The organism is Xanthomonas sp. SHU 199 (genome assembly GCF_000364665.1).
GTDB classification, from domain to species: domain Bacteria; phylum Pseudomonadota; class Gammaproteobacteria; order Xanthomonadales; family Xanthomonadaceae; genus Xanthomonas_A; species Xanthomonas_A sontii.
This window is the reverse complement of sequence record NZ_AQOI01000014.1, coordinates 1-11,586: the sequence shown is the minus strand read 5'-3', so window position 1 is coordinate 11,586 and position 11,586 is coordinate 1. Positions and strand designations below refer to the sequence as shown.

General features: G+C 70.5%; 14 protein-coding genes. 4 read left to right on the top strand and 10 right to left on the bottom strand.

What is annotated here, in order from left to right:
- The 9 genes from D183_RS26700 to ccmA all read right to left on the bottom strand — a co-directional run.
- Positions 1-591: TPR domain-containing protein (locus tag D183_RS26700; RefSeq protein WP_039725771.1), on the bottom strand; the 591-nt coding region annotated here is incomplete at its 3' end.
- 4 nt (positions 592-595) lie between these two features.
- Complete coding sequence (locus D183_RS0100815; RefSeq protein WP_017907310.1) at positions 596-1,054, bottom strand: cytochrome c-type biogenesis protein; 459 nt, start codon at positions 1,052-1,054, stop codon at positions 596-598.
- The gene (locus tag D183_RS0100810) at positions 1,051-1,656 is read right to left on the bottom strand and encodes a DsbE family thiol:disulfide interchange protein (protein ID WP_017907309.1); all 606 of its coding nucleotides are present in this window, start codon (positions 1,654-1,656) and stop codon (positions 1,051-1,053) included. The genes D183_RS0100815 and D183_RS0100810 overlap by 4 nt, the downstream gene beginning before the upstream one ends.
- Entirely contained in the window at positions 1,656-3,590 is a 1,935-nt protein-coding gene (locus tag D183_RS0100805) for a heme lyase CcmF/NrfE family subunit (RefSeq protein WP_017907308.1), read from the bottom strand. Before D183_RS0100805 ends, D183_RS0100810 begins: the two co-directional genes overlap by 1 nt.
- A gap of 171 nt (positions 3,591-3,761) precedes the next feature.
- A complete protein-coding gene (ccmE, locus tag D183_RS0100800; protein ID WP_017907307.1) occupies positions 3,762-4,211 on the bottom strand; it encodes a cytochrome c maturation protein CcmE in 450 nt (149 codons plus the stop codon).
- Complete coding sequence (locus D183_RS0100795; RefSeq protein ID WP_010343776.1) at positions 4,208-4,384, bottom strand: heme exporter protein CcmD; 177 nt, start codon at positions 4,382-4,384, stop codon at positions 4,208-4,210. Before D183_RS0100795 ends, ccmE begins: the two co-directional genes overlap by 4 nt.
- Complete coding sequence (gene ccmC / locus D183_RS0100790; RefSeq protein ID WP_010343777.1) at positions 4,381-5,130, bottom strand: heme ABC transporter permease CcmC; 750 nt, start codon at positions 5,128-5,130, stop codon at positions 4,381-4,383. Before ccmC ends, D183_RS0100795 begins: the two co-directional genes overlap by 4 nt.
- A gap of 129 nt (positions 5,131-5,259) precedes the next feature.
- Positions 5,260-5,955 (bottom strand): heme exporter protein CcmB, encoded by a 696-nt coding sequence (gene ccmB / locus D183_RS0100785; RefSeq protein WP_017907306.1) that lies wholly within the window; start codon positions 5,953-5,955, stop codon positions 5,260-5,262.
- Positions 5,952-6,599, bottom strand: a complete 648-nt coding sequence (ccmA, locus tag D183_RS0100780) for a heme ABC exporter ATP-binding protein CcmA (RefSeq protein ID WP_017907305.1) — start codon at positions 6,597-6,599, stop codon at positions 5,952-5,954. Before ccmA ends, ccmB begins: the two co-directional genes overlap by 4 nt.
- A 208-nt stretch (positions 6,600-6,807) precedes the next feature.
- Between ccmA and D183_RS0100775 the strand changes: the two genes are divergently transcribed.
- The 3 genes from D183_RS0100775 (at position 6,808) to D183_RS0100765 (ending at position 9,778) form a co-directional block, all read left to right on the top strand.
- On the top strand, positions 6,808-7,956 hold the full coding sequence (locus tag D183_RS0100775) for a pyridoxal phosphate-dependent aminotransferase (RefSeq protein WP_017907304.1): 1,149 nt from the start codon (positions 6,808-6,810) through the stop codon (positions 7,954-7,956).
- 106 nt (positions 7,957-8,062) lie between these two features.
- Complete coding sequence (locus D183_RS0100770) at positions 8,063-8,878, top strand: amidohydrolase (protein WP_017907303.1); 816 nt, start codon at positions 8,063-8,065, stop codon at positions 8,876-8,878.
- Between the two features lie 462 nt (positions 8,879-9,340).
- Positions 9,341-9,778, top strand: coding sequence for a hypothetical protein (locus D183_RS0100765; protein ID WP_017907302.1), 438 nt, complete (start codon positions 9,341-9,343; stop codon positions 9,776-9,778).
- Between the two features lie 197 nt (positions 9,779-9,975).
- On the opposite strand, the gene D183_RS0100760 is transcribed toward D183_RS0100765, so the two are convergent.
- Complete coding sequence (locus D183_RS0100760) at positions 9,976-10,671, bottom strand: hypothetical protein (RefSeq protein ID WP_039725769.1); 696 nt, start codon at positions 10,669-10,671, stop codon at positions 9,976-9,978.
- A gap of 263 nt (positions 10,672-10,934) precedes the next feature.
- On the opposite strand from D183_RS0100760, the gene D183_RS0100755 reads away from it, so the two are divergent.
- Positions 10,935-11,381 carry a hypothetical protein gene (locus D183_RS0100755; protein ID WP_017907300.1) on the top strand — a complete coding sequence of 149 codons (447 nt, stop codon included), beginning with the start codon at positions 10,935-10,937 and terminating at the stop codon, positions 11,379-11,381.
- Positions 11,382-11,586: the final 205 nt, after the last annotated feature.

Genomic DNA, 11,586 nt, shown 5'->3' with positions numbered 1-11,586 from the left:
CGCCGCGGCGGTGGCCGCGTCCACGCGCGGCAACAGCGCTTCCCAGGTGGCCGCGGCGGCGGCGTCCTGGCCGCGCTGGCGCTGGGCGATGCCCAGGAACCAGGCGCCGCGTTCGCTGCCCGGCGCCAATTGCAGGGCGTGCTGCAGCCAGGCCAGCGCCTGATCGTCGAACTGCCGTTGCGGGTTGGCCATCGCACGCGCCTCGGCCGCCTCGATCAGCAACGGCGCCTGTTCCGGCGCCAGGCGCACCGCACGCGCGAATGCGGCCGCGGCCGCGGCGTTATGGCCCAGCGACATCTGGCTACGGCCGAGCAAGGCCCAGCCGTCGGCCCGGTTGGGATCCTTCGCCAGCGCCGCCTGCAGTTGCTTCACGCCATCCTCGAGCGTGCGTGGTGCCTCGCGGTTCTGCGCCTGCAGCGCGCGCGGGGTGCCGACCAACGCATACAGCGCCGCCGTCGCCACGCCCAGCGCCAGGATCGCCACCGCCAGCACCGCGCCGTTGCGGCCGCGGCTGCGCAGCGGCCACAGCACCACCGCGAACACCAGCGCCGCCAGCGCCACCGCCGCGGCCGACATGCCCCAACTCAGCATCGCCTCACCATTCCTGTTCGTCCTGCAGCGGCAGCGCCGTCGCCGCGGGCGCGCGCCGCCGTACCATCCGGATCAGCACCACGGCGCCGCCGGCCAGCAGCAGCAAGGGGCCGAACCACAGCAGCCAGGTGCGCGCTTCCAGTTGCGGCCGGTACAGCACGAACTCGCCGTAGCGATCGACCAGGAACTGCTTGATCTGCGCATCCGATTTGCCCTGGTGCATCAGTTCCAGCACTTCGCGGCGCAGGTCCATGGCGATCTGCGCGTGCGAGTCGGCCAGCGACTGGTTCTGGCATTGCACGCAGCGCAGTTCCGCGGTCAGCGCATGGAAGCGCGCCTCCTCGGCGGCGGAGCGGTAGGCCAGCGGGGTCGGATCGGACACCGGTTCGGCGCCGGCCAGCGTGGACCACGCCAGCAGCGCCAGCAGGCCCAGCCGCAGCGCAGGCCGGCGGTGCTGGCTCATGGCGTGGCCTTGCCCTGGGCGCGCGTCGGCGGGGCGTCGCGCTCGGCCTGCTCCAGTGCCGGCAGCAGTTCGTCGCGGATGATCGCATCGGTCAGCGGGCCGGCATGCTTCCAGCGCACCACGCCGCGCGCGTCGACCAGGAAGGTCTCCGGCGCCGCGGCCACGCCCCAGTCGATCGCGGTGCGCCCTTCGGGATCGAACAGCACCGCCAGGAACGGATTGCCCAACTGCTCCAGCCAGCGCAGCGCGTCCTCGCGGGTGTCCTTCCAGTCGTAGCCGATCACCCGCACACGCTTGCTGAGCGCGAAGCGGGTCAGCACCGGGTGTTCCTCGCGGCAGGCCGGGCACCAGCTGCCCCACACGTTGAGCACGTACGGCGCGCCCAGCAACTCGCTGCTGCGCACGCGGATCGAAGCGTCGTGCAGCAGCGGCAGTTCGAACGCCGGCGCCGGCTTGCCGATCAGCGCCGAGGGCAGCGCGTCGCGATCGGCGCTGCCGGAACGCTGCACCGCATACACCATCAACGCCAGCAGGCCGAGGAAGAACAGCGCACCCAGCAGGATGGCGGGCAGCGGCAGGCGACGTGGAGCGGGAGCGGACATCAGGGGGTCTCCGGGCTACGACGGAAGCGCCGGTCGGCGGCGGTGACGAAACCGCCCAGCGCCATCAGCGCCGCGCCAAGCCAGATCCAGCGCACGAAGGGTTTGACGTGGACGCGCATCGCCCAGGCGTTGCCGCCCAGCGGCTCGCCGAGGGCGACGTAGACGTCGCCGAACAGGCCGGGGTGGATGCCGGCTTCGGTCATGTTCTGGCCGCCGCTGGCGTAAAGACGCTTTTCCGGGTGCAGCAGCGCCAGCGGGCGATCGTCGCGCAGCACCTGCACCTGCGCACGTTCGGCCACGTAGTTGGGGCCCTTGCGCTGGTCCAGTCCCTGCAGCTCGAAACGGTAGCGGCCCAGCTCCAGGTGCTGTCCGGGCGCCAGCGCCACTTCGCGCTGTTGCTCCAGGGCCTCGACCAGCAACGCGCCGGCCAGAAAAACGGCGATGCCGGTGTGCGCCAGGGTCATGCCCAGCATCTCGGCGGTGAAGCGGCTGCCCTTGAGCTGGCGCCGGCTCCATACGAAGCGCGCGGTGCCAAGCAGCACCCAGGCCGCGGCGGCGACGCCGGCGGCGGTCTTCCACGCACCCTGCGGCGCCAGGAAGAAGCCGATCGCCCCGGCCAGCAGCGCCAGGCCCGCCCACGGCGCCAGCAGCGCCAGCGGCCGCGACGCCTGTTCGCGCTGCCAGCGGGTCAGCGGACCGAACGGCAGCAACGCCACCAGCGGCGCCATCAGCACGATGAACAAGGTGCCGAAGTAGGGCGGCCCCACCGACAGCTTGCCCAGGTCCAGCGCATCGGCCAGCAGCGGATACAGCGTGCCCAGCAGTACCATCGCGCAGGCGCAGGTCAGCAGCAGGTTGTTGGCCAGTAGCAAGGTCTCGCGCGAGGCCGGGGCGAAGCGCTGCCGCGCCTCGTCGGCCGCCGCCGCCACGCGGCCGCCGCGCAGCGCGTACAGCAGCAGCGCGCCGCCGCACAGCAGGCTCAGGAACACCAGGATGAACAGGCCGCGGGCCGGATCGGCGGCGAAGGAATGCACGCTGGTCAGCACGCCCGAGCGCACCAGGAAGGTGCCGAGCAGCGACAGCGAGAACGCGGCGATCGCCAGCAACAGGGTCCAGGCGCCGAAGCTGCCGCGTTTCTCGGTGACCGCCTGCGAATGCAGCAGCGCCGCGCCGGCCAGCCACGGCATGAAGCTGGCGTTCTCCACCGGGTCCCAGAACCACCAGCCGCCCCAGCCCAGTTCGTAGTACGCCCACCAGCTGCCGAGGGCGATGCCGATGGTCAGAAAACCCCAGGCCACGTTGGTCCACGGCCGCGTCCAGCGCAGCCAGCGCGCGTCCACCTGGCCGTCCAGCAGCGCGGCGATGGCGAAGGCGAACGGCACCGCGAAGCCGACGTAGCCGGCGTACAGCAGCGGCGGATGGATCACCAGGCCGGGATCCTGCAGCAGCGGATTGAGATCGCGCCCTTCCAGCGGTGCCGGCAGCAGCCGCGCGAACGGGTTGGAGGTGAACAGCAGGAACGCCAGGAAGCCGACGCTGACCAGCGCCAGGGTACCGATCACCCGCGCGACGACGTGCGCCGGCAGGCGCCGCGAGTACAGCGCCACCGCGCCGGTCCACAGCGCCAGGATCAGCGTCCACAGCAGCAGCGAGCCCTCGTGCGCGCCCCACACCGCCGAGTAGCGGTACACCAGCGGCAGCAGCGAGTTGGAGTTTTCGGCGACGTAGGCCACCGAGAAGTCCTGGGTCACGAACGCATGGGTGAGGATCGCGAAGGCGCCGGCCACCAAGGCCAGCTGCGCGAACGCCGCCGGCCGTGCCACCGCCATCCAGCGCGCATCGCCGCGCTGCGCGCCGGCCAGCGGCAGCAGCGCCTGCAGCACGGCGGTGAGCAGGGCGAGGATCAGCAGGAGCTGACCGACCTCAGGCAGCATGGTGCTTGCGGAACGCGCGGGCGGGTAGGGCTGGACGCGCAGTGGATTGCGGGATGCACATGGCGCAAGGCTGCCCCCCCGGGTTCCGTCGCCGCTGCTTGGTGGTCCCAACGATCGTGCCAGCGCTGTTGCTTCGACGATTCCCCATTCCCCAATCCCGATTCCCGCCCCTCACTGCATCGCCCCCACATCATGCTTGCGATGCGCGCTGCCCATCTTGTCCGCCAGCTCCTTCGGCATGTAGGTCTCGTCGTGCTTGGCCAGCACGTCCTCGGCGACGAACACGCCGTCGTGCATGCTGCCGGTGGCCACCACCGCCTGGCCCTCGCGGAACAGGTCGGGCAGGATCCGGTCGTAGCGCACGGTCAGCTGCGCATCGCCGTCGGTGACCCGGAAATGCGACTCCAGCGACCCCGGGGCGCGCTGGAACGAGCCTTTCTCGACCATGCCGCCGAGGCGGAAGCGCGCGTGCGCGCCGGTCTTGCCGGCCAGCACTTCGGCCGGGGTGTACAGGTAGGCGGCATTGCGCTGCAGGGCCATCGCCACCAGCGTGGTGGTCAGGCCGGCGGCCAGCACCAGCAGCATCAGCCACAGCAGGCGGCGCTTGCGCTGCGGGTTCATCGGCTCAGCTCCAGCGGCGGCGCTGGTTCGGCCTTGGCCTGGCGCTTGCGTTGTGCGCGCAGCCGTGCCGCCCGCAGCGCGTTGCGCACCTGCAGCCGCGCCAGCACGAAATCGGCCAGCAGCACCCCGGCGAACACCGCATAGGCACCGACCACATAAGGCAGGTAGTTCATCCGCGTGCCTCCGCCAGCTGCGTCACCCAGTCCTTGCCGGCCTCGCGGCGCAGGTTGTCGGCGCGCGCGCGCGCCAGCAGCGAGCCGGCGAACCAGAACTTGGTCGCGGCCACCATCAGCCACAGCGGCGGCAGCATGCTCGGGTCCATGCTGGACTGGCCGAACAGGCGGATGGTCTGGCCCTGGTGCAGCGAGTTCCACCACACCACCGAATAGCGGATCACCGGCAGCAGCACCACGCCGACGATGGCCAGCAGCCCGGCCGCGCGTGCGGCGGTGCGCCGGTCCTCGATCGCCAGGTACAGGCCCATCACGCCGATGTACAGGAACAGCAGGATCAGCTCGGTGGTCAGGCGCGGGTCCCAGTCCCACCAGGCGCCCCACATCGGCTTGCCCCAGATGCTGCCGGTCAGCAGGGTGATCAGGGTGAAGGCGGCGCCGATCGGCGCGCAGGCCATCGCCAGGATCTCGCACAGCTTGATCCGCCAGACCTGGGCGATGGCCGCGTACACGGCCATCAGGCCGAACACGAACAGGCTCATCCAGGCGCTGGGCACATGGATGTAGAGGATGCGGAAGGCGTCGCTCTGCAGGCGGTCGGCCGGGACCACGAACAGGGCCTGCCAGATGCCCACGCCGGCCAGCAGCAGCGCCGCCAGGTAGCACCACGGCGTCCAGCGCGCAGCGAAGCGATCGAAGGTCGGCGGCGAACCGAGTTGGTGGAACCAGCGGACGAGAGAGGCCATGCGGACGATTCTAGCTGGCGGAAGGCGGGCTTCGATGCGACAACATTCGATGCGACAACGACGGAACGGCGAGGGAACACTGCGCTTGCATGGTACGACCGCCGTCGCGCCGGCGCTGCCCCAAAAGGCTCAGCTCAGCGAGATGCGGATCGCCGCGGCCGCCGCCAACGGCGCCAGCACCAGGCCCGCGACCAGACCCGCGGCCAGCAACAGCAGGCCGCCGGCCGGATCCAGGCCCTGCGCCGCCGCCGCCACGCTGCCGGCGCCGAACACCAGCACCGGCACGTACAGCGGCAGGGCCAGCAGCGCGACCAGGATGCCGGCGCGCTTCATGCCCACCGTCAGCGCCGCGACCACCGCGCCGAGCAGGCTCAGCAGCGGGGTCCCCAGCGCCAACGATGCCAGCAGCACCGGCATGCGGTCATGTGGCAGGTGCAGCAATTCGCCGAGCAGCGGCGCGGCCACGATCAGCGGCAAGGCGGTGGTGACCCAGTGCAGCAGCACCCGCACCAGCACCAGCCAGGCCAGCGGCACCGGCGCCAGCAGCCATTGCTCCAGCGAGCCGTCCTCGGCGTCGCTGCGGAACAGGCTGTCCAGGGCCAGCAGGCCGGCCAGCAGCACCGCCAGCCATAGCGCGGCGCCGGCCACCTCACCGAGCAGGCGCGGCTGGTTGCCCAGCGCCAGCGCGAACAGGGCCACGATCAGCAGGGCGAACAGCGCCGGCTGCAGCGCGTCGCCGCGACGCCGCCACAGCAGGCGCAGGTCGCGCAGCAGCAGCGCACGGGTGGCCTGCCACAACGAGGGAACGGGCGTGGCCAGGCTCATGCGGCGACTCCGCTCAAGGTCAGCATGCGGGTGCGCACGGGTGGGGCGGCGTAGGCGCCATGGGTGGTGACCAGGGCCGCGCCGCCGCTGCGCAGGTGCGCGGCGATCATGCGGTTGACCAGGGTGATGCCGTCCAGGTCGAGGTTGGCGTAGGGCTCGTCGAGCAGCCACAGCGGCGCCGGCGACAGCCACATCCGCGCCAGCGCCAGGCGCTTCTTCTGCCCGGCCGACAATTGCCGTACCAGGGTGTCCTCGTAGCCGGCCAGGCCGACGATGGCCAGCGCGCTGCCGGGCATCTGCTTGGCCCGGCGCCCCTGCAGGCCGCACAGGTAGTGCAGGTTCTCCAGGGTGCTCAGGTCGGCCTTCAGCGCGCCGAGGTGGCCCAGGTAGGCCATGAAGCGGGCGCGGTCGCCGCGCCGCACCGGGTGGCCGTCGATCTCGATGCGCCCGGCCTCGGCGCGCAGCAGGCCGACCAGCACCCGCAGCAGGGTGGTCTTGCCAGCGCCGTTGTCGCCCTGCACCAGCAGCGCTTCGCCGGCATCCAGGTGGAAGTCCAGCGGACCGAACACCGCGGCGTCGTCGCGGGCGAACGTGAGCCCGTGCGCGGCCAGTAGCGGTGGGGCGGTGTACAGCGGATCGGTCATCGGCGAAGGCCGCGGCGGATGGCGCGGCGGCGGGCGGCAAGGGAAGGCGCGCATTGTATCGGCATGCGGGCGTCCGGCGGATGCCGGCGGCGGCCACACGCGGCGATGCGCATGCGCTGCGTCAGTGGAGCGGCGGCGTGTATGGCGCATCGCCGGCAAGCGGCTTTGCGTACACTCGGCGTTTTCCCGCTGCCCGCAGATCCCCCCAATGCATCCGCAGACCAAGCTGCCCAAGGTGGGCACCACCATCTTCACCGTGATGTCGCAACTGGCCGCCGAGCACGGCGCGGTCAACTTGGGCCAGGGCTTTCCCGATTTCCCGGTGCCGCCGCGGCTGATCGAGGCGCTGGACCGGGCGATGCGCGACGGCCACAACCAGTACCCGCCGATGACCGGCGTGCCGGCGCTGCGCCAGGCGATCGCCGAGAAGGCGCTGCGCTGCTACGGCGCCCAGGTCGATGCCGACACCGAGGTCACCGTCACCAGCGGCGCCACCGAGGCGCTGTTCAACGCCATCCACGCCGTGGTGCGCCCGGGCGAGGAGGTGATCGTGCTGGACCCGGCCTACGACAGCTACGAGCCGGCGATCGACCTGGCCGGCGCGCGTGCGGTGCACGTGCCGCTGGATCCGCACACGTTCGCGGTGGACTGGGAGCGCGTACGTGCGGCGATCACCCCGCGCACCCGCCTGCTGATGCTCAACAGCCCGCACAACCCGTCCGGGGCCATGTTCGGCGCCGACGACCTGCAGGCGGTGGCCGAGCTGCTGCGCGGCAGCGACATCTTCCTGATCTCCGACGAGGTCTACGAGCACATCGTGTTCGACGGCCGCCGCCACGAGTCGGTGCTGCGCTGGCCGGAACTGCGCGAGCGCGCCTTCGTCGTCTCCAGCTTCGGCAAGACCTATCACTGCACCGGCTGGAAGATCGGCTACGCGATCGCGCCGCCGGCGCTCAGCGCCGAGTTCCGCAAGGTCCACCAGTACAACACCTTCGCCAGCTTCGGCCCGGCCCAGCACGCCTTCGCCGCGATGATCCGCGAGGAGCCAGAGCACGACGAACAGCTCGGCGCGTTCTACCAGGCCAAGCGCGATCGCTTCCGCGAACAATTGCTGGGCACCCGGCTGACGCCGCTGCCGGTGCCGGGCGGCTACTTCCAGCTGGTGGACTATTCGGCGGTCAGCGACCTGCCCGACACCGAGTTCGTGAAGTGGCTGACCATCGAGAAGGGCGTGGCGGCGATCCCGCTGTCGCCGTTCTACCAGGATCCGCCGCCAGGCCAGCGCCTGGCGCGGCTGTGCTTCGCCAAGAACGAGGCGACGCTGGATGCGGCGATCGAGCGCTTGCGCGCGCTGTAGCGCGCGTAAGCGCCGGGAATGGGGATTCGGGAATGGGGAATGGTGAAAACTCGCCGATGCGCTTAGCCTTTACCCATTCCCTATTCCCCTTTCCCGATTCCCTGCTATGAACGATTTGAGGATCTCGCTGGTCCAGGGCGACACCCGCTGGCACGATCCGGCCGGCAACCGCGCGCATTACGCCGAACTGCTGGCGCCGCTGGCCGGCGTCACCGACCTGGTGATCCTGCCGGAGACCTTCACCAGCGGCTTCTCCAACGATGCGCTGGCGCAGGCCGAGGACATGGACGGGCCGACCGTGGCGTGGATCCGCGAGCAGGCGGCACGGCTGGGCGCGGCGGTGACTGGCAGCGTGCAGTTGCGCGTGCCCGGCGCCGATGGCGAGGCCAAGGTGTTCAACCGCCTGCTGTGGGCCACGCCGGACGGCGCGTTGCAGCATTACGACAAGCGTCATCTGTTCCGCTACGGCAACGAACACCTGCGCTACGCCGCCGGGCACGAACGCCTGTGCGTGGAGTGGAAGGGCTGGCGGATCAATCCGCAGGTCTGCTACGACCTGCGCTTCCCGGTGTTCTGCCGCAACCGCTACGACGTCGAGCGCCCGGGACAGCTGGATTTCGACCTGCAGTTGTTCGTCGCCAACTGGCCGTCGGCGCGCGCCTACGCCTGGCGTACGCTGCTGCGCGCGCGCGCGATCGAGAACCTGTGCTTCGTGGCCGCGGTCAACCGCGTCGGCGTGGACGGCAACGACCTGCACTATGCCGGCGACAGCGCGGTGATCGATTTCCTCGGCCAGCCGCAACTGGAGATCCGCGAGCGCGAACAGGTCGCCACCACCACGATCTCCGCCGCCGCACTGGCCGCGCACCGCGCGCGCTTCCCGGCCATGCTCGATGCGGATGCCTTCAGTCTGGACGACTAGCCTGCGGCTCCAGTGACGCCGGAAAGCTCATCGTGCTATTTCCGAAGACGCCTGTCGTAGGAGCCGCTTCAGCCGCGACGGGCTTTCCCGGTAACCCCTGTCGCGGCGGATTTCGAAAAGGCGGCAAGAGCCCATCCAACACCATGTTGCGGCAAGCGTGGCGGGTGCACTGTGGGAGGGACTTCAGTCCCGACGCATTACGCCATCAGAAAGTGCTTCGCACGTCGCCGCTGCATGCGCGTTGACGCCCACAATGCATCGAGGCAGTCAGGCCAAGCCGCCGCAGACGAGTGCTGGAGATGTTTGGCGCGGGCCTCGCCTCCTGCCTGTACGGGGCCGGCCGTCCCTGCCGCGAGTGGAAATGCCTGCTGAACGCGCGCGCGATACACCCCGCAACCTTGTCGCGGCCGCGACAAACCCATTGCTACCCTCGCGCCTTGTCCACCCACCCGGAATGCCCACATGATCAAGTCGCTCTCTCTGTTCGCACTGCTGGGTGCGGCCGCGCTCGCGCCGCAGGCCCAGGCCGCCGGCAACATCGATTGCAAGCTGTCCTTCAACCTGTCGGGCTGGTCGGTGTTCTACAAGACCGCCAAGGGCACCGGCACCATCACCTGCAACGACGGCGCGGTGATCCCGGTCAAGATCAGCAGCAAGGGCGGTGGCCTGACGGTCGGCAAGTCGAAGATCGTCGGTGGCCGCGGCACCTTCACCGGCGCCTATAGCCTCAACGATCTGTTCGGCACCTATGCCGCCGCCGAAGCGCATGCCGGCGTGGTCAAGTCCAGCACCGCGCAGGTCGTCACCAAGGGCGATATCTCGCTGGCCCTGGCCGGCACCGGCGAGGGCGTCGATCTGGGCGTCAACGTCGGCAACTTCGTGATCGAGCGCCGCAAGTAAGGCGCTGCGTTCCGCCCTGACGCTGCGTTGCAACCAGGGCGGAGACGACGCAAAAAAATCCAGGCTCAGCGCGCCTGGATTTTTTTGGTCGAAGGTTTCTCTCGGCCACTTGGCCGGAAGCCCGCCGTGCGGCGGAGATGCGCTGCGACCCGGCAAACCGCGCCCTGCGCCAGGGCACGTTTCGCGCTGCCGCGCGCTTACTGCTGCGCGAACACCCAGGCCAACTGGCCGCGTACCGGCTCGGGCGTCGCCAGCGCCTGGCGGTACAGGGTCCGCGCCGTCCAGCAGGCGTCCTCGTCGCTGGCCTTGGCGATCTCCGGCAGCACCCGCATCAGGCGCTGCTGCTGGTCGGCGGGCAGCGACTTGACCAGGGTGCCCATCGCCGCCTGGATCTGCTCCTGGCTTACCGGCTGCGCCGGGGTCTTGTTCAACTCCGCGTCGGTGGCCTTCAGCGAGACCTCGAACCAGCGGTCGATCTGCGCCTGCGGCAGCGTTTCCAGGCCCGACAGCATCGCCGCGCTCAGCGCCTGCGCATCGTTGGGGTTGCCGCCGCGCGCCAGCACGGCGCACTGCCGCACGTCGACCTTGTCGCTGACCTGCGACAGGATCTGCAGGCGCTGTTCCAGCGTGGCGTGGTCCAGTCGCGCGATGCCGTTCTGCGCCAGTTGGAAGCCGGCCTGCTGCGCCTGCGGGCCGCTCTGCTTGAGTAGCGCCACGTAGCGCGGGTCGTTGGCCAGCTTGCGCAGCATGCGATCGAACGGCGCGTGCAGCGGCGAGCTGGCCGGGTAGGGGTTCTGCGCCGCGGCGATCTCTTCCTGGGCCTTCTGCTGCGCCTTCTGGCAGGCGGCGAGGCTCAGTACGCCGGCGATCAGCAGCGGCAGGGCGATCTTCATCTTCCGTGTCATCGGGAACTCCTGGTCGGTGAGGGCGGCCACCCGCAGCGGCCGCCAGATGCGCCAGGATATCGGCTTCGCCCGTGCAGGGCGAACGGCGCGACAGCGGGTGGGCTGATGTCGCCACGTCTCTGTCGTTCGAGCCTGCGACACGCTGTCGGGCGCCGCTTGGTCGGCGGCCACCGCGCACGGCAATCTCCATCGGGCGCCGGCGTTCCCGGCGCTTATCATCCGCGACTCCCTCCGCACGCGAGATCGTCCGCATGACCTCCGGAATGCTTGTTGGCCTTCTCGCGCTGGGCGTCGGCGCGTCGTCTCCGGTTGTATCGCAGCAGGCAGGCGTCGTCGACGCGGTCATCCAGCTGCTTGATCTGACCTCTTTCCCCAACTCGGTCGGCCCCCGCCGTCTGCCGGGGAAGACGACGTTCGCGGACTATGGCTTCGTGGATGTCACCAAAACCGCCCATGGCGCGCGCCTGCTCGAGGCCGACAAGGGCTGGATGATGCGCTTCGAGGTGCTGTCGGCCGATGCCACGTCCGTGCGTCTGTGCTTCCATGACACGGGATTGGCCAGGCCCGGCGCGACACAGGTCCCCAGCTACGACGCAACCTCGGCGCTGCTCGTTTCGACAGCGTCTCAGGGCAAGTGGACCGCCAGGCAGGTCCCGGCGGGGTTTGCGGACTGCAAGAACGCGCCTGCCGGCGCGTGAGTGCACGGGCGGCCGCGCTGCGGGCCGTCGCACCACCTGGGTGAGGGGGCTGCCGCGGCCTGACGGCGCGCGCCGTCCCCGTGATCGATAGCGTCCCCATAAAAAAACAGGGCGCCGCTTGCGCAGGCGCCCTGTCGGGTGCGGAGCGGGCCGGCGCGCACGGCGCCGGCGTCGTTCTCAGCCGCCGCGCGGACCGCGGTTGCCA

Excerpts from the sequence above, each read along its gene's own strand:
- D183_RS0100815 (WP_017907310.1), bottom strand. The coding sequence starts at position 1,054 with ATGAGCCAGCACCGCCGGCCTGCGCTGCGGCTGGGCCTGCTGGCGCTG.
- D183_RS0100810 (WP_017907309.1), bottom strand. The coding sequence starts at position 1,656 with ATGTCCGCTCCCGCTCCACGTCGCCTGCCGCTGCCCGCCATCCTGCTG.
- D183_RS0100805 (WP_017907308.1), bottom strand. The coding sequence starts at position 3,590 with ATGCTGCCTGAGGTCGGTCAGCTCCTGCTGATCCTCGCCCTGCTCACC.
- ccmE (WP_017907307.1), bottom strand. The coding sequence starts at position 4,211 with ATGAACCCGCAGCGCAAGCGCCGCCTGCTGTGGCTGATGCTGCTGGTG.
- D183_RS0100795 (WP_010343776.1), bottom strand. The coding sequence starts at position 4,384 with ATGAACTACCTGCCTTATGTGGTCGGTGCCTATGCGGTGTTCGCCGGG.
- ccmC (WP_010343777.1), bottom strand. The coding sequence starts at position 5,130 with ATGGCCTCTCTCGTCCGCTGGTTCCACCAACTCGGTTCGCCGCCGACC.
- ccmB (WP_017907306.1), bottom strand. The coding sequence starts at position 5,955 with ATGAGCCTGGCCACGCCCGTTCCCTCGTTGTGGCAGGCCACCCGTGCG.
- ccmA (WP_017907305.1), bottom strand. The coding sequence starts at position 6,599 with ATGACCGATCCGCTGTACACCGCCCCACCGCTACTGGCCGCGCACGGG.
- D183_RS0100775 (WP_017907304.1), top strand. The coding sequence starts at position 6,808 with ATGCATCCGCAGACCAAGCTGCCCAAGGTGGGCACCACCATCTTCACC.
- D183_RS0100770 (WP_017907303.1), top strand. The coding sequence starts at position 8,063 with ATGAACGATTTGAGGATCTCGCTGGTCCAGGGCGACACCCGCTGGCAC.
- D183_RS0100765 (WP_017907302.1), top strand. The coding sequence starts at position 9,341 with ATGATCAAGTCGCTCTCTCTGTTCGCACTGCTGGGTGCGGCCGCGCTC.
- D183_RS0100760 (WP_039725769.1), bottom strand. The coding sequence starts at position 10,671 with ATGAAGATCGCCCTGCCGCTGCTGATCGCCGGCGTACTGAGCCTCGCC.
- D183_RS0100755 (WP_017907300.1), top strand. The coding sequence starts at position 10,935 with ATGACCTCCGGAATGCTTGTTGGCCTTCTCGCGCTGGGCGTCGGCGCG.